The organism is Streptomyces sp. NPDC005566, from assembly GCF_040605575.1.
GTDB lineage: Bacteria > Actinomycetota > Actinomycetes > Streptomycetales > Streptomycetaceae > Streptomyces.
In genome coordinates, this window is record NZ_JBEXDB010000005.1 from 131,713 (window position 1) to 147,574 (window position 15,862).

Sequence of the window (15,862 nt, forward strand, 5' to 3'; positions counted from 1 at the left end):
CTACTCCGGCAGACGGGCCCAGAAGTGGTCGACGATCTCCTCGACGTAGCGTCGCCCGTCCTCACCGGAGGCCGTACTGCCACCGGCCCGGCTGAGCGTGGCCGCCATGAGGGCCTGGTACTCGTGGTACATGGCGTCCAGCGGCTCGTGCAGTTCCTTGCGGTCCGCGACGATGAGCTTGGCGATGGCGCGAACGTGCGCCTGCCACCGGGTGGTGACGGCTTCGGTGAGCAGCCGGGCGAGTTCGTCCTCGAGCCCGGTGATGGTGACGAAGTCGCGCGGAGGGAGGTTGAGCAGACTGCCGAGTTTCGCGGACTGCCGCTTGTCCCCGGTCCACTGGCCCGTCTCCTCCATACGGGCGTAGGCGCCCAGAGGCAGGCCCGTGGCGCGGGCGACGTCCTCGGGCGCGACCCCACGGGCGATGCGATGCTCCCGCAACGTGCGCGGACGCCCCATGAGTTCGCGGGGATGACACCACAACGCGCCGGCCAGCGCGGCGAGTTCACTCGCTTCGGGCAGTGCGGTGCCGCGCTCCCAGGCCTCGATGTGACCGGGGGTGACGTGAGCCATCCCGAAGGAGGCCCGCATGCCGTAGGCGACGTGGCCGTGGGCCATCCCGAGCTTTTCACGCAGAGCTCGGGCAGCACGCGCGTTGAAAGGGGGTGGAGGATGCACGCACAGAACGTAGCGGGGAGGTCACCGAAAAATCCATGGCCGCTGTCGCCTGAATCATGGTTTGACGCAATAGATCACCGGCGATTCCGTAGGAACAGACGGATCATTTTTGGCCAACAACTAAGGCCTGGCGCAAGGCACTTGTCGGCCCGGCCCTGGCACGTAAGATCCGCACGCAAGGCGCCGCACACGTGTTCTCACAACTGCCTGTCACCCGTGCCCGGCAGCGGCGGCTCGCCTTTCCCCCCGTCCGTTGCAGGCCCAGGAGACACCGTCATGCACCCCAGCAAGACCAGCCCGGTCGACAGAGATACGGCCGATATACCGCCGACCAGATCAGGCGGCACTCTCGACCGGTTCTTCCGCATCAGCGAACGCGGATCGACCTACGGCCGGGAAGTACGCGGTGGCTTCGCCACCTTCTTCACCATGGCGTACATCCTCGTGCTCAACCCGATCATCCTCGGCGGTGCGAAGGACAAGTTCGGCGAGCAACTGGACACCGTTCAGCTGGTCACCGCCACCGCCCTCGTGGCCGCGGTGATGACCCTGATCATGGGTGTGGGCGGCAACCTGCCCCTCGCCCTGGCCGCGGGCCTCGGCCTCAACGCCGTCGTCGCCTACCAGGTCGTCCCCCTGATGTCCTGGGACGACGCGATGGGCCTCGTCGTTCTCGAGGGCCTGCTGATCTGCGCACTGGTGGCGACCGGCCTGCGCGAAGCGATCATGTACGCCATTCCACAGGCCCTCAAGCAAGCCATCAGCGTGGGCATCGGCCTGTTCATCGCCTTCATCGGCTTCGTCGACGCCGGGTTCGTCACCCGCATCCCGGACGCCGCGAACACCACCGTTCCCGTCCAGCTCGGCACCGGCACCCTCGCCGGCTGGCCCATGCTCGTCTTCTGCCTCGGCGTGATCGTGACGGTCGTCCTCCTCGCCCGCAAGGTCAAGGGCGCCATCCTCATCAGCATCGTCCTGATGACCGTCCTCTCCATCGTCGTCAACGCGTTCGCCGACATCAAGTCCTGGGGTCTGACCGCCCCCTCCCTGCCCGACAAGCCCGTCGCCGCACCCGACTTCGGGCTGCTCGGCCAGTTCGACCTGCTCGGCTCGTTCGGGCAGATCAGCGTCCTGACGGTGGTCCTGCTCATCTTCACCCTCATCCTGTCGGACTTCTTCGACACGATGGGCACCGTCGTCGGCGTCACCGCCGAAGCCGGGCTCCTGGACGAACGGGGCCAGGTCCCCGGCCTGGGCCGGGTCCTGCTCATCGACGGGGCGGCCGCGGTCGCCGGTGGCGCCACCTCCTCCTCGTCCGCCACCACCTACATCGAGTCCGCCGCGGGTGTCGGCGAAGGCGCCCGCACCGGTTTCGCCAACCTCGTCACCGGCGGCCTGTTCGCCCTGGCCCTCTTCTTCACCCCCATCCTGACCATCGTGCCGATGCAGGCCGCGTCCCCCGCACTCGTCGCGGTCGGATTCCTGATGATGACCCAGGTCAAGCACATCGACTGGGACCGCTACGAGCTCGCCGTCCCGGCGTTCCTCACCATCGTCGTCATGCCGTTCACCTACTCCATCACCAACGGCATCGGCGCCGGCTTCGTCGCCTACGTCATCATCAAGGCGTGCATGGGCAAGGCCCGCGAGGTCCACTGGCTGCTCTGGGGCACCGCGGTGCTCTTCCTCGTCTACTTCGCCATCGACCCGCTGGAACAGATCCTCGGGATCAAGTAGCACCGAGAACCACAGGCGAAGCGGTCCCCCGGGTGCGAACCGCACCCGGGGGACCGCTTCCGGTGGACCGCATCCGAGGACCGCGTCCGCGGGCATCTCCGACGCAGGTGAGCGAGGCTCCCCTTCACTCCGAACAGAAGCAGCCCGCCCCGGCGCCCCGGCACCGGCCGGGACGGACCGGCCGGCGGACGATCCGGGCAGGCGTCAAAGACCTCGACCCGCCTGGTGCCGGGCCCCCACGTCGTGGATCACGCGTAAGAGGAAGTTCCGGCAGAGGTGGACCCTGCTGTGACGCGCGGAGTCGCCGCCGGTTCCGCGACCACCGGGGCGACGGTGCAGGAACCCTCCGACACCGACCGACAACCCTCGCCGGCCGAAGCGCCTCGGGGCCACCCAAGGGGCGAGCCGTGCGCCGGGCGAGCGCGCGAACGCCACCCAGGGTCTCAAGGACTAGACAACTGGAAGGTTACCGAAGGTAGTTCGGCCGTAACCCTCCCCAGCGGCGATACCCGCGAGTAACGTTCGCGCTCCTACAGCGCACCCGCGCTCCTGCCTTGCAGTCCGTCCACGGACCCGAGCCATGCAAGGAGCAGCACCCGATGTCGTACGACCACCCGCACCAACCCCCCTACCCACCGCGGCGGCAACCCCCGCTCCCGCCGCAACCCGCCTTCCCCCCTCCCCGCATGCGCCCTCCCCGGCCACCGCGACAGCGCCCGCAGCCACCCCCGTACCCGGGCGAGTACCTCCTGCCCTGGCAGAGTTCGTCACCGCAGCCACCCCCGCGCTGGCCCGCCCCCGCCACCGTCCCCGTCCCCGCGCCCGGCCACCACGGCGACCTGCGGCGGCTGCGCACGGCCTACCGGGTGCTGCGACGCGTCGCGACACTGACCGCGCTCGGCTACTTCACCCTGTTCCTCCTGCTGTCCGGATACGCACCCGGCCTGATGACCGACCCCGTGGGCGACGGCGGCCTCACGACGGGCCTCCTCCTCGGCCTGTGCCAGCTCCCCGTCACCCTCGTGGCCATCGCCGTCTACGAGTGGACCGCCCGGCGCACCGTCGACCCGCTCTGCGCCGGACTGCGCAACCGGGGCGCCCGCCACGACAGGGACGACGGACCGACCGAACGCCGCCGGAGCGGAGCACGCCCATGAACGGATTCGACGAGTCCGCCCAGACCATGTCCCTCACGGCGTTCATCGCCGTCGCCAGCATCACCCTGCTGCTCTGCGTCATGACCGGCCCGGACCGCGACGACCTCGACGAGTTCTACACCGGCTACCGCTCGCTCTCCCCGCTGCGCAACGGCCTCGCCATCGCCGGGGACTACTTCTCCGCCGCCACCGTCCTCGGCACCACCGGCGTCATCGCCCTCACCGGCCACGACGGCCTCGTCCTCGCCCTCAGCACCATGCTCTCGCTCGTCCTGCTGATGTTCCTGCTCGCCGAACCCCTGCGCAACGCGGGCCGGTTCACCATGGGCGACATGCTCACCCGCCGGGCCCCCGGCCGGGCCGCACGCATCGCCTCCTGCACGGTCACCCTCGCCGCCCTGCTGCCGCTGATGGTCGTCCAGCTCGCCGGCAGCGGCAACCTGCTCTCCTTCATCCTCGGCTTCGACAGCTCCGGATTCCGCACCGGCTCCATCATCACCCTGGGCGTCGTGATGATCGGCTACGCGGCGATCGGCGGGATGAAGGGCACCGCACTCATCCAGATCATCAAGACCGTGGTGCTCCTCGGCGCGGGACTCCTCGTCTCCGTACTCGTCATGAACCGCTTCGACTGGGACGCCGGCGCCCTCCTGGCCGCCGCCGAACGCGGCAGCGGCGCGGGCGCCGCCTACCTGCACTCCGGACTGCAGTTCGGCGGCAATGACCTCGACATGATCAGCTCCGAACTGACCGTCGTCCTCGGCGGCGCCTGCCTCCCCCACATCACCATGCGGATGACGAGCGTCCGCAGCGCACAAGCCGTCCGCCGCTCCCTGTCCTGGGCGGTCTGCGTCGTCGTCGGGCTCTGCCTGCTGCTCGCCGTCATCGGCTTCGGCGCCGCGGCACTCGTCGGGCACGACCTCATCACCGCAGCCGGAGCCCAGGGCAACAGCGCGATCCTCCAGGTCGCCGGAGCCGTCGCCGGCGGCGGCGCGATCGGGGCACTCGTCGTCACCACCATGACCACGGCGATCTTCCTGACCCTGCTCGCCTCCGTCGCCGGAATGATCCTGGCCTGCGCCAACTCCCTCGCCCACGACCTGTTCGCCCACGGACTGCACGGCATGCGCGACCGGGGCAAGGAACCCGTCGCGGGCCGGACCGAGATGGCCACCGCGCAGGCGGCCGCGGTCGGAGTCGGAGCACTCGCCGTCGTCCTGGCCGTACTCGCCCGGCACTGGAACGTCCAGGCACTCGTCACGCTCTCGTTCTGCATCGGCGCATCGGCGATCGCCCCCGCACTCGTCTACAGCATGTTCTGGCGGCGCTTCACCCGCACCGGACTGCTCTGCACGCTCCTGGGCGGCACCGCGTGCGTCCTCGTCCTCATCACCGGCACCAACCTCGTCTCCGGCTCACCCGGTTCCGTGTTCCCCGGACGCGACATCAACTGGTATCCGTTCACCACGACCGGGCTCGTCTCCATCCCGTTCGGATTCCTCGCGGGTTGGCTGGGAACCGTGCTCGGCCGGGGCACGGACAACGAACAGCGCCGCCAGTACGAAGCCGTCGAACCCTGGATCCTGGCCGGCGCCCCACCCGCGAGCCGCCCGCTCAGTTCTCCGCGGGAGCCGTACGCCCGGTGAGCGCGGCCGGTTCCGCCGAGCACTCCGTGTTTTCCACGGGGGTGTGGGGGCCGGCGCCACAGCCGAACTGCCCGGCTCCGGTTCCCCACAGGGAGTCCGGAGCCGGGCAGTTCGGCGTACGGGAAGGCGTACCGGGTCAGCTCTTGACCGCGGCGACCTCCGGCGAGGCGGGCGCCTCGGCCTCTTCGCCGGTGCGGGCGGCTGAGCCGCGAACGGCCGGGATGAACACCGCGATCACCACGGCGACCAGGGCGACACCGCAGCCGAACATCAGGCCGGTGCGGAACCCGTCCTCGGAGGTGAGGGTGAAGCCGCCCGCCTCCATGGTCATCTGCGAGAGGATCGCGCCGATCACCGCGGCACCGATCGAGGTGCCGAGAGCGCGCATGAGGGTGTTGAACCCGTTGGCGGCGGCCGTCTCGGACGCCGGGACCGCGCTCATGATCAGGGCGGGCATCGCACCGTAGGCAAGGCCGACACCACTGCTGCTGACCATGAGGAACAGCATCAGCCCCCAGGCGGAGCCCATCAGGAGGACGCCCAGCCCGTAGGCGGCGGCGATGACCGCCACACCGGAGATCAGTGTGAACTTCGGCCCGCGGGCGTCGGTGAGCTTCCCGCCGAACGGAGAGACCAACATCATCATGAGGCCGCCGGGGGCCATCCACAGGCCCGCCTGGAGCATCGACTGGCCCAGGCCGTAGCCGGTGGCCTCGGGGAACTGCAGCAGCTGCGGCGCGATCAGCATGCCGGCGTACATGCCGAAGCCGACGAAGAGCGACGCGATGTTGGTGATGAGCACGCGGGGGCGGGCCGTGGTCCGCAGGTCGACCAGCGGGTCCCTCGTCCGCAGCTCCCAGAACCCCCAGGCGAGAAGCACCACGACGGAGGCCACGAACAGGCCCAGGGTCGTCGCGGAGGTCCAGCCCCACTCGGCGCCCTTGGACACGGCGAGGAGCAGGCAGACCAGACCGACGGCCAGGCCGATGGCGCCCGGTGCGTCGAAACGCTGCCCCTTGGCACCGGCCGGGACGTCCGGGATCAGGAACCAGATCAGGGCGAAGATGCCGAGTGCCAGCACGGCGGAGCCCCAGAACAGCACCCGCCAGTTCGCGTACTGGGCGACCGCCGAGGCGATCGGCAGGCCGAGGGCGCCGCCGATGCCCATGGAGGCACTCACCAGGGCGATGGAGGAGCTCAGCTTCTCCTTCCGCACCACGTCACGCAGCAGAGCGATACCGAGCGGCACCATGCCCATGCCCATGCCCTGCAGACCACGCCCGATGATCATGGGGACGACGGAGGACGCGAGCGCGCACACCACCGAACCGATGATCAGCGGCACGGCACACGCGAGCAGCATCCGGCGCTTGCCCAGCAGGTCGCCCAGCCGTCCGGACACCGGCACACAGACAGCCGAGACCAGCAGGGTGGCGGTGATCACCCAGGCGGCGTTGGAGGACGACGTGTCGAGGAGCTGCGGCAGTTCCGCGATCAGGGGGGTGACCAGGGTCTGCATGATCGCCGCCACGATGCCGGCGAAGGCGAGCGTGGCGATCACACCGCCTGATCTGGCTGTCGGCTGGGGGGCATCCATGAAAGGGGACTCCTTGGCGATTGTCTGCATACAGGCCACCGGGACCGGCGATGTGTATCGTACATGTCTAGTGTGTCATGCATGTTATGTGTCCCATGCATGCCCTGTGGGATCATGAGGGGGGCCACGGAATCACCCGCGCGACCGGCCCCGGAGCAGGAGGCGAGAGCACATGGCCAGGCCCACCTACGAGGTCGAGTACGAGCAGATGCTGCTCGGGCGTCACGAGCTCGCCCACAAAGGCGGACGTCACAAGGCCGCACTCCTGGACCGGAGCGCCTACATCCTCCTCAGCCGCATAAGCGTCCAAGGGCCGATGTCCATCGGCGAGCTGAGCGACGCCTTCGGCCTCGACGCGTCCACCCTCAACAGGCAGACCGCCGCCGCGATGCACGCCGGACTCATCGAGCGCATCCCCGACCCGGCGGGCGGAATGGCCCGCAAGTTCCGCATGAGCGACAAGGGCATGCAGCTGCTCGCAGAGCAACGCGAGCGCGTGGTGCATGTCCTGGACCGGGTCATGCACGACTGGCCGGACGAGGACATCGCCGCCTTCGCCGGCTACCTCAAGCGCTTCAACAACAGCATCGAAGACCTTTCCCGACGCCCCTGGCCGCGCCCCTGACGGACCGCCGCGGACGCGCCCGGAGACCTGAGCCGCCCTCCCTCCCGGACGCGACGCCCCTCAATCCCGGTAAGCCCTCCCCGGTCCCCGACCGCCCTGTCAGTCCCCGGCCGGAGCCGTACGCCCGGTCAGCGCCGCCAGCGAGCTGCGCACGTGCGCCATGTGGGCCCGTGCCTCCTCGCGGCCCTCCTCGTGCTCCCGCAGCACCCTCTCGGTCTCCCTGACCACCCGCTCCCCGGCGACCCGCGCGCCCGAGAGCAGCTCCGCGGCCTGCGCCTCGGCATCCTCCTGCTTGCGCCGGGCCTCCTCCTCGGACTCCGAGAGCTCCCGCCGCGCCCGCTCCAGCAGCGCCTCGGCCCGCTCCACCAGCTCCGCCTCGCGTGCCGCCACGGCCGCCTCGGCCCCAGCGGTCTCCGCATCCGCGGCCCTGCCCCGCTCGGCATGCTCCTGCTCCTGATGGGCCAGCACCCCGGTCGTACGACGACGGGTCTCCGCCATCTCCGACTCGGCGGCCCCGCGCATCACACCGGCCTCCAGGCCCGCCTCCTCGACGAGAGCCCCGGCAGTGCCCCGCGCCGCGGCCAGCACCTCCTCCGCACGGGCATCGGCGGCCGAGCACACACCCCCGGCATCCTCACGCGCCGCCTCGCGGACGGAACGGCCGGCCGCTTCCGCCGCGTCGCGCACCTCCTGCGCCGCCTCCAGGGCCGCCCCGCGGGACGCCTCCGACTCGGCCTCCGCGAGGGCGAGGATCTCCTGGGCCCGCACACCCAGCGACACGTACGTCTGCGGCGCCAGCAAAGCCACCGCCTCGCCGAGCCGCGCCGATTCGGCCGTCAGATCCTGCGCCAGAACCGTCAGCCTGGCGAGCCGCTCCCGGGCGCCGTCCCGCTCCGCGGACAGGGCGGCCACCGTGCGGTCCACCTGCTCCGGCCGGTAACCACGTCCCCGTACACCGGCAAAACCGTGCGCGGACACCGGTCCACCACTCATCCCTGCAGCCTCTTTCCCGCTCTCCGACTCCCCGACCACCAAGCAATACGTCAAGGATGCGGTAATTGGTGCCAGAAGTCGGAATCGATCAGCTGCATTCAGGACGGAAGCGACCGGCATCACAGACCCCGACACAACCGGACACAAAAGGCGCCCGGCCCCCTGCCGGGGACCGGGCGCCTCACTCCGCACACGTCAGCTCAGAGCAGCCCGTCCCACATCTGCTCCAGCAGAACCGACCACCAGCTCTCCGGCGACGCCAGCGCCGCCGGGTCCAGAGCCACCAACTGCGCCTGGAAGTCGACCGTCCAACGGCCGGCCTGCTCCGGATTCAGCCCGAACCGCAGCCGCCACATCCGGCCCAGCAACGCCATGCACCGCACGAACTCCGGCAGCCCCGTGTTCACGAACTGCGGCGGCACCGGCTGCCCACCCGGACCCGGCTCGACCGGCACCGCCACGATGTTCGCCGTGCCGTACTGCACACAGATCGCACGGCCGAAGTCCGACCCCATCACCAGGTACGAACCCGCATCCGACGCCGGCTGCACCTGACGCTGCGCGGCCAGCTCGGCCAGCGTCGGCACCACCGGCTGCCCCGGCTGCGCCCAGAAGAACGGCCCGAAATCAGCGGGCAGCCCCGCCCACACGAGCGTCCGCCCCACCACCTCCGGCACACCCTGACGGGACACCGCACGCTGATCGAAGCGGAGCACACCCTGCGGGCCGAACGCCTGCAACAGCTCCTCCGCCAGCGCCTCGGGCGCCACCGCGCCTGCCGGCGGCATCTGCGGCAACGGAGCCCGCACCGGAGCCGGCCGCGCAGGACCGTCGGCGACCTGGTGCAACTCACCCTGATGCGTCAGCAGATGCTGCATGCCCTGCTGCCGGCTCGCATGATCCGTCCCGTACGGGGCAACGCTCGTGATCCGCACCTGCGGCCAGGTCTCCCGGATCATCCGCGCACAGTAACCACCCGGCAACTCACACGACTCCAGCTCCGTGTGCAGCTCGATGACCTGCTGCGGCGGCACGTTCATCGCCCGCAGCTCGTGCAGCATCTGCCACTCCGGGTGCGGAGTACCCGGCGCCGAACGGCGGATCAGCTGCTGCTCACTGCCATCGGGCGCGCGGAAGCGCAGCACCGCCTGGTAACCCGGGCCGACCGTCGGCAGGCCGGCCGGCTGCTGCGGATAGCCGTACGCCGGAGGCGGCGGGGTGTGCGGACCCGGCATCCCGGGCGGCGGCCCCGGAGGACCGGGCGGCTGCGGCGCACCCGGGCCGCCGATGCTCGAACCGGCGAACATCGTCGCCGCATGATGCACCCCGCCACCCGGAGGCGGCGTCGCCCCAGGAGGACCAGGAGGCCCCGGAGCAACAGGCGGCTGCGGAGCGCCCGGAGCAGCAGGCGGCTGCGGAGCACCCGGAGCACCGGGCGGACCCGGGGGCCGCGGAGCGTTCGGGCCGCCGATGCTCGCATCGGCGAACATCGTCGCCGCATGATGCACCCCGCCACCCGGAGGCGGCGTCGCCCCAGGAGGACCGGGAGGACCCGGAGGCCCCGGAGGCCCCGGAGCAGCAGGCGGCTGCGGAGCACCGGGCGGACCCAGCTGAGACACGAGCTGCGTCGGTACGTAGCCACCCGCCGGCGCACCGGGCGCACCCGGCCCCGACGGCGGCGGAGTCGCACCGGGCCGCGCACCCGGGACACCGGGCGCCCCGGGCGGCGGCGGAGTCGTCGAACCCGTCCCACGCGCACCGCGCGAGACCACGGCCTTGCTGGTCGCCGCATCCGCTATGTCACCCGCACTGTTCCCCGGAGCCGGGGTCCGGACAGGAGCCGCGGGAATGGCGGCAGCCCCGGCCGCAGGCGCGCCCGGAGCACCGGGCTGCGGGTTCAGTCCGGGAACGATCGAGGTCCTGGGCAGCTGACTGCCCCCCGACATCAGCGCCGTGGGCGCCTCCGCCGACACGACATGCGGCGGCGTCCCCTCGTCGTCCGACCCGGACAGCGGCGGCGAGAACACCGTCTCCGGCAACGGCACCGCACCCTCGTCCGAGTCCGCGTTCGTGTCCGTACCCGCCCATGGCGTAGCACCCGCGGGCACCCCGTCGGACGCGGTCGGCTCGTAATCCCGCGGCCCGCCCGCAGCAGGCCACCCCGACCCACCCGAACCACTCGAACCCGCCGGGGCCGAAGGACCCGGCGCGGGAACGGGCACCGGAGCGGGAACGGGATCCGGTGCCGACGGCGCCCCCGGGGCAGCCTCCGCACGCCGGTCCGGAATCCCCAGCTTGTCCGCCGCCTCCTGGAGCCACTCCGGCGGGCTCAACAGGAACGACGTCTGATTCAGATCGATACGCGCCGGCGGCTCCGGAGAAACAGGCGCCGCATCGGACACCCCGTACTCCTCCTCGTACCGCCGGATCACCTCACCCACGGGCAACCCCGGCCACAACGTGGCCTCACCACTGTCCCGGGCGATCACCAGCCGCTGACGGCCCCCGTCCGAAACAGGGCCCTCCGCACGGTCCTCGGCCCACACCACAAAACCCAGCTCGAACTCACGGACCCGCACCTCACGGTGCTGATACGCGGGCACGTCACCGTTGACCCACTCGTCCGCCCGCTCCTGCGCCTGCGCGAAGGTCACCACCGCGCTCACCCCTCCACCGGGACGGTCTGCGCGAAGCCGCCGTCCACCATCAGATTCGCCACGGTCTCCAGCTCCGGCGGATTACCCGCCAGACGCTGGAGGAAAGCGTCGAAGTCCGCACCACAGGGAAGCAGCAGCCGGTCCACGCGCTCCTGCACGCTCCAGCCGTCCTGGTCCCGGGCATCGTCGTACGCGCAGAACCACACCGATCCCACATCACCGCCCCGCACCTTCACAGCGATGATGCCGCCCTGGACGAAACCGACACCCAGATAATCCTTCGTGAAATGGTCCCGCAAGCACTTGTTGACGTACACCAGGTCGTTCACCGCCGCCTCCTCACGCACCGTGAAGAACGGCTGGTCGACCAGCAGCCCGAGCTCCGCGTCGAGCGCCGCACCCACCGGGGCCGCACCGCCCGCCGCCTTCAGGAACGAGCGGTACGCACCCGGAAGCCGGTAACCGAGATCCTCCTCGACACCCAGCACCTGCTGCTCAGTCACCGCGACCGCACCCTTCGGCAACCGGAAGTGGGCCGGCCGGGTCTCCTGCAACGGCCGCGTACCCCGCCGGTTCTGGTCCACCTCGGTCGTCGCCAGACCGCCGTGATGACGCAGCAGCGCCTTCACCTCGACCGGAACGAGCTCCATCCGCCGGCCACCCGCCACGTGATGCCACGTCCAGCCGTGCGGAGTCGCCACGGCCGGAATGGTGTCCCACAGCTCATGCCCACTCGCCGCCATGGCCGCGTTCGCCGACACGTAGTCCGTGAGCCGCAACTCGTCGATACCGAACCCCGGCGGAGGATCGGCGATCTCCGCGGCGGCCCGCGCGTACGGCGAAAGCTCCGGACGGCCGTTCTCGTCCACGCGCACACCTCTGGGGTGGCGGGACGCCCGGACCGGATCCGGGAAGTGCACGACCTGCCCGGCATAGGCCGCGTTCGGTGGCGCGGCTTGCTGCCCGAGCCGACCTGTCGTCATGGCGGTTGCCCCCTGCTGCGTCTGGTGTTCAGCACAGCCTATGCGGTGGCGCAACAAGGGGACCCGCCCCTCCGAACCACTCACCGAACGTCACCGTCGCGTGACGGACGTGCGACGGTCGGGCCACCGAACCGCGACACGCAGACACGTTTCACCGCCCCAGCTTCCCCAGCGCCCCGCACATTTGGCAGGCTGTCCCCGCAACGCGGGGGCGTGCACGGCTGCAGCTGCCGCTGCGGGCACGGGAGGGACACCAGCACATGCACACTGCACAGACAGTCACATCCGGAGATCCGAGACTCAGCTGGGGCACCACCGGAGCCGGCACCGCACCCCAGCTCCGGCACCGCCGCGACGGCATCCTGCCCGCCGTGGCCGCAGCGCTGTCCGTACGCGGAGAGACACTGACCTGCACGGCCGGCAAAGGGGACCAGCCACCCGTGCTCCACCCACTCGTGCAGGACTTCCTCGACACCCTCACCAGCGGCCAGCGCGAGCGCTTCACCGGACGCTGCCCCGAAGCGATACTGCTGTCCCGGCAACTCACCGCCGCCGACACCGGCCGCTCCAAGCGCGCCCAGCGCAAACCCCTGACCAACGGCGAAGCCCGCCGCGTACTCAAACACGCCCGCCTCACCGCCCGCCGCATCCGCGAGGACGGCGACCCGCTCCACGGCAGCTACGCACCGCCCTGCCGCTCCTGCACGGAAATGCTCGCCCACTTCGGCGTACGCCCCGTCGACCTCACCGCATCCGGTGCAGCGACCACCGCCGAGAAGGGCTGACCGCGAACAGATGCACGACCGAACCGAAGTCCCCGCCCAACAGGACCGCAGCTCCACCACCCGCTTCCCCGTCGCCGTCGACGCCGCACTGCGCGAGGCCGGGTGGCATCCCGGACGCTGGAACATCCGCCAGGCAGAGGAATGGGCCGACGCCCTGCGCTCCCACACCTCGCCCGCCGGACACCTGCACGCCGTCTTCCCCGCCGCGGTCGAAGCATGGGCCGAGTTCGGCGGACTGCGCATCACCGCCTCCGCACCCGGCCGGCAGATCGCACCCACCGCCGTACGCATCGACCCCCTGAGCGGACTGCACCTGGCACGGACACTCAGCGACCTGGGACGCGCACTGGGCACCGAGGTCGCCCCCCTCGGCGAGGAGGGCGACGCACAAGCAGTACTCGCGATCGACCACGAAGGACGCGTCTACTCCATCGACCACACCGGGGACTGGTACCTCGGATCCGACATCGACGGAGCACTGGCGACACTCGTCGGCGGAGCGCAGCCGGAACGGCTCACCGCGGGCTGAACGACCCGGACCGCCCCCGCGCCACCCTCACGCCGCGGACGGCCCGGACGTGTCCGGCAGCACCGCGGAGACCCGGAAGCCACCCGCGTCCGTCGGACCCGAGACGAAGACACCGCCCAGACCCAGCACCCGCTCCCGCATCCCGACCAGACCGTTGCCACCGCTCGGCAGACCCGCATCCGCCGTCGCACCGTCCGTCGGCCCGTTCTCCACCTGCATCGCGACCTCCGCACCACGATGCGCCAGCCGCACCCACGTCTTCGCACCCGCCGCATGCTTGTGCACGTTCGTCAGAGCCTCCTGCACCACCCGGTACGCCGTCTGCTCGACCTCGGGGGCGTACGGGCGCAACTCACCGTCCACCGACAGCTCCACCGTCATACCGGCCTCACGGGACTGCGCGATGAGCACCTCCACCTCCCGCAGCCGCGGCCCGTCCTCCACAGCCGCCGCCGCGGCAGCCGCAGCCGCCCGCCTCACCGAAGCGAGCGGCACCCGCCCCTCCGGCGGGGCGATCAGCGCGTCCCCGGTACGCAGGACCCCGAGCATCTCCCGTAGCTCCGTCAGCGCCTGCCGCCCCATGTCACCCACCAGCGCCGCGTTGCGCACAGCCTTCGCCGGATCCTTCGGAGCGACCGCCTGGAGCGCCGCCGCGTGCACCACCATCAGACTGACCCGGTGCGCGACCACGTCGTGCATCTCACGGGCGATCCTGGTCCGCTCCTCGGTACGCGCCCACTCGGCCCGCTCCTCGGCCCGGTCCGCCAGGAGCGACAGCTCCCGCTCCAGCGAGTCGGCCCGCTCCCGCAGACTCTCCATGAGCCGTCGCCGGGCCCCGATGTAGAGGCCGAACAGCACGGCCGGCGCCGTCATCCCCAACGACATGAAGAGCGACAGCAACGGCACGTACCAGACGCCCGGCCCGAAGTCGGCATGATCGCTGACGCTCTGCCGAAGCCGCACATAGGTGACGATGAACGTGCCGACGAGCGTCATCCCCGTGAGGACGACAGTGATCCTGCGCGGTACGTCGGAGGCGGCCAGCGTGTACAGGCCGACCAGCCCCATCAGGAAGCCCATCTCGGCGGGCGTCGTCGCGATCGACACCAGCACCACGGCGATCGGCCAGCGCCGACGCACCACCAGCACGGACCCGGCCAGCAGCCCGAAAAGCACCCCGATCGGCACCGGCATCCCGGTGTCCCCGGCGAACGCCACCCCCTCCAGCGCACACTCCAGCGCCGAGACCAGCGCCAGTCCTACGTCCAGGGCGACACTGCGCCGCCGTTCCCACCACCAGTAGCTGCGGGTGGTCGAGCCCGCCGCTCCCAGGTCTGCCCCCGTTGCGGTCATGGCATCCAGACTACGGGCGGACGCATCCCATTTTCGGGCGACTCCGTCAGCACACGAAGTCACCGGCCGGGCCGCGAATGGTGCGCAGATCCCACGATCCGGTGAACCGCTCGTCCTTCCGGGCCGGACGTCCGCATTCCGGACGATCGTTCTCGTATGACACATGCCAGTGGCACGTACGAGAACTTCGAGGAGCTCCGGGAGCAGGCGGTCGCGCTCCGGCGCGAGGGCCTCAGTCGCCGCCAGATCCGCGACCGGCTGAAGATCTTCAACAACGGCATCCTCGACCGCATGCTGAAGGGCGAGTCGGCACCGGAGTGGACGAAGCGCCCCCGCGCCAAGGACGACCTGCGGGCCAAAGCGCGGGAGCTGCGGCTGCAGGGCATGACGTACGACGCGATCCAGGTGGAGCTGGGATGCTCGAAGAGCTCGATCTCGCTGTGGGTGCGGGACCTGCCGAAGCCGCCCCCGCGGACCCGCGAGGACGCTTCGGCCATTGCCCGGCGGGGCTGGGAAGCCACGCTTCAGCGACGCGAGGTGGAGCGCCGCCGGACGAAGGAAGCTGCCCGACAGGAAACTGCAACCCTCAGCGAGCGTGAGCTGTTCCTCGTGGGAGTCGGGCTCTACTGGGCCGAGGGCACCAAGTCCAAGCCCTACCGACGCCAGGAACGCGTGTCCTTCATCAACAGCGACCCGGACATGATCGGCGTCTACCTCGCCTGGCTGCGCCTGCTCGGTTTCTCCTCGGAGCGGCTCAGGTTCCATGTCCACATCCACGAGACCGCCGACATCCCCGAAGCGGAACGCTTCTGGGCCGAGCACGCGGGCGCCGACCCATCGCGCTTCGGAAAGACCTCGGTGAAGAAACATCAACCCACAACCAACCGGAAGAACATCAGCGAGAACTACCGAGGTTGTCTCGTGATCCACGTACTCCAGAGCGCCGAGCTGTACCGTCGCATCGAGGGCTGGTGGTACGGCATAGTAGGGGCTGCGCTTTTGCCCGAGAAGTAAATTCGGACATAAGCGTCGTACCATCCCGGGTCGTCTAATGGCAGGACAAATGGTTTTGGTCCATTGAATGAGGGTTCGATTCCTTCCCCGGGAGCCCACGAGCGCGGGCCT

General features: G+C 70.5%; 13 protein-coding genes and 1 tRNA gene. 8 read left to right on the forward strand and 6 right to left on the reverse strand.

Annotation, left to right across the window (positions count from 1 at the left end; genetic code table 11):
• Window positions 1-615 (reverse strand): helix-turn-helix transcriptional regulator, encoded by a 615-nt coding sequence (locus tag ABZS61_RS09740; protein ID WP_356417628.1) that lies wholly within the window; start codon window positions 613-615, stop codon window positions 1-3.
• Window positions 616-951: 336 nt separating this feature from the next.
• Here ABZS61_RS09740 and ABZS61_RS09745 point away from each other — a divergent pair, with 336 nt between their 5' ends.
• The 3 genes from ABZS61_RS09745 to ABZS61_RS09755 all read left to right on the forward strand — a co-directional run bounded on the left by ABZS61_RS09745 (window position 952) and on the right by ABZS61_RS09755 (window position 5,215).
• Window positions 952-2,412, forward strand: coding sequence for an NCS2 family permease (locus ABZS61_RS09745; protein WP_356417629.1), 1,461 nt, complete (start codon window positions 952-954; stop codon window positions 2,410-2,412).
• A 686-nt stretch (window positions 2,413-3,098) separates the two neighbouring features.
• The gene (locus ABZS61_RS09750) at window positions 3,099-3,569 is read left to right on the forward strand and encodes a DUF485 domain-containing protein (RefSeq protein WP_356417630.1); all 471 of its coding nucleotides are present in this window, start codon (window positions 3,099-3,101) and stop codon (window positions 3,567-3,569) included.
• Window positions 3,566-5,215 (forward strand): cation acetate symporter, encoded by a 1,650-nt coding sequence (locus ABZS61_RS09755; protein WP_356417631.1) that lies wholly within the window; start codon window positions 3,566-3,568, stop codon window positions 5,213-5,215. Before ABZS61_RS09750 ends, ABZS61_RS09755 begins: the two co-directional genes overlap by 4 nt.
• Window positions 5,216-5,351: 136 nt before the next feature.
• Here ABZS61_RS09755 and ABZS61_RS09760 read toward each other — a convergent pair whose 3' ends face one another.
• A complete protein-coding gene (locus ABZS61_RS09760; protein ID WP_356417632.1) occupies window positions 5,352-6,812 on the reverse strand; it encodes an MFS transporter in 1,461 nt (486 codons plus the stop codon).
• 172 nt (window positions 6,813-6,984) lie between these two features.
• Between ABZS61_RS09760 and ABZS61_RS09765 the strand changes: the two genes are divergently transcribed.
• Window positions 6,985-7,437: a MarR family transcriptional regulator gene (locus tag ABZS61_RS09765; RefSeq protein ID WP_356417633.1), complete on the forward strand. Its 453-nt coding sequence runs from the start codon at window positions 6,985-6,987 to the stop codon at window positions 7,435-7,437.
• 99 nt (window positions 7,438-7,536) lie between these two features.
• On the opposite strand, the gene ABZS61_RS09770 is transcribed toward ABZS61_RS09765, so the two are convergent.
• The 3 genes from ABZS61_RS09770 to ABZS61_RS09780 form a co-directional block, all read right to left on the reverse strand.
• Window positions 7,537-8,430 carry a cellulose-binding protein gene (locus tag ABZS61_RS09770; RefSeq protein ID WP_356417634.1) on the reverse strand — a complete coding sequence of 298 codons (894 nt, stop codon included), beginning with the start codon at window positions 8,428-8,430 and terminating at the stop codon, window positions 7,537-7,539.
• Window positions 8,431-8,630: 200 nt separating this feature from the next.
• Window positions 8,631-11,096, reverse strand: coding sequence for an SUKH-4 family immunity protein (locus ABZS61_RS09775; protein WP_356417635.1), 2,466 nt, complete (start codon window positions 11,094-11,096; stop codon window positions 8,631-8,633).
• Window positions 11,093-12,070 carry an SMI1/KNR4 family protein gene (locus tag ABZS61_RS09780; RefSeq protein ID WP_356417636.1) on the reverse strand — a complete coding sequence of 326 codons (978 nt, stop codon included), beginning with the start codon at window positions 12,068-12,070 and terminating at the stop codon, window positions 11,093-11,095. The genes ABZS61_RS09775 and ABZS61_RS09780 overlap by 4 nt, the downstream gene beginning before the upstream one ends.
• Before the next feature lie 260 nt (window positions 12,071-12,330).
• Between ABZS61_RS09780 and ABZS61_RS09785 the strand changes: the two genes are divergently transcribed.
• Together ABZS61_RS09785 and ABZS61_RS09790 are read left to right on the forward strand one after the other, a co-directional pair.
• A complete protein-coding gene (locus ABZS61_RS09785) occupies window positions 12,331-12,855 on the forward strand; it encodes a YwqJ-related putative deaminase (RefSeq protein WP_356417637.1) in 525 nt (174 codons plus the stop codon).
• A 10-nt stretch (window positions 12,856-12,865) separates the two neighbouring features.
• Entirely contained in the window at window positions 12,866-13,384 is a 519-nt protein-coding gene (locus tag ABZS61_RS09790; RefSeq protein WP_356417638.1) for an SUKH-3 domain-containing protein, read from the forward strand.
• A 27-nt stretch (window positions 13,385-13,411) separates the two neighbouring features.
• On the opposite strand, the gene ABZS61_RS09795 is transcribed toward ABZS61_RS09790, so the two are convergent.
• Window positions 13,412-14,737 carry a histidine kinase gene (locus ABZS61_RS09795; RefSeq protein WP_356417639.1) on the reverse strand — a complete coding sequence of 442 codons (1,326 nt, stop codon included), beginning with the start codon at window positions 14,735-14,737 and terminating at the stop codon, window positions 13,412-13,414.
• Window positions 14,738-14,893: 156 nt separating this feature from the next.
• Between ABZS61_RS09795 and ABZS61_RS09800 the strand changes: the two genes are divergently transcribed.
• Entirely contained in the window at window positions 14,894-15,751 is an 858-nt protein-coding gene (locus ABZS61_RS09800) for a hypothetical protein (RefSeq protein WP_356417640.1), read from the forward strand.
• A 23-nt stretch (window positions 15,752-15,774) separates the two neighbouring features.
• Window positions 15,775-15,845 (forward strand) — tRNA-Gln (locus ABZS61_RS09805).
• Window positions 15,846-15,862: the final 17 nt, after the last annotated feature.

What these genes read in the sequence shown, in the direction of transcription:
- ABZS61_RS09740 (WP_356417628.1), bottom strand. Translation starts at nt 615, where the DNA reads ATGGCCCACGGCCACGTCGCCTACGGCATGCGGGCCTCCTTCGGGATG.
- ABZS61_RS09745 (WP_356417629.1), top strand. Translation starts at nt 952, where the DNA reads ATGCACCCCAGCAAGACCAGCCCGGTCGACAGAGATACGGCCGATATA.
- ABZS61_RS09750 (WP_356417630.1), top strand. Translation starts at nt 3,099, where the DNA reads ATGCGCCCTCCCCGGCCACCGCGACAGCGCCCGCAGCCACCCCCGTAC.
- ABZS61_RS09755 (WP_356417631.1), top strand. Translation starts at nt 3,566, where the DNA reads ATGAACGGATTCGACGAGTCCGCCCAGACCATGTCCCTCACGGCGTTC.
- ABZS61_RS09760 (WP_356417632.1), bottom strand. Translation starts at nt 6,812, where the DNA reads ATGGATGCCCCCCAGCCGACAGCCAGATCAGGCGGTGTGATCGCCACG.
- ABZS61_RS09765 (WP_356417633.1), top strand. Translation starts at nt 6,985, where the DNA reads ATGGCCAGGCCCACCTACGAGGTCGAGTACGAGCAGATGCTGCTCGGG.
- ABZS61_RS09770 (WP_356417634.1), bottom strand. Translation starts at nt 8,430, where the DNA reads ATGAGTGGTGGACCGGTGTCCGCGCACGGTTTTGCCGGTGTACGGGGA.
- ABZS61_RS09780 (WP_356417636.1), bottom strand. Translation starts at nt 12,070, where the DNA reads ATGACGACAGGTCGGCTCGGGCAGCAAGCCGCGCCACCGAACGCGGCC.
- ABZS61_RS09785 (WP_356417637.1), top strand. Translation starts at nt 12,331, where the DNA reads ATGCACACTGCACAGACAGTCACATCCGGAGATCCGAGACTCAGCTGG.
- ABZS61_RS09790 (WP_356417638.1), top strand. Translation starts at nt 12,866, where the DNA reads ATGCACGACCGAACCGAAGTCCCCGCCCAACAGGACCGCAGCTCCACC.
- ABZS61_RS09795 (WP_356417639.1), bottom strand. Translation starts at nt 14,737, where the DNA reads ATGACCGCAACGGGGGCAGACCTGGGAGCGGCGGGCTCGACCACCCGC.
- ABZS61_RS09800 (WP_356417640.1), top strand. Translation starts at nt 14,894, where the DNA reads ATGACACATGCCAGTGGCACGTACGAGAACTTCGAGGAGCTCCGGGAG.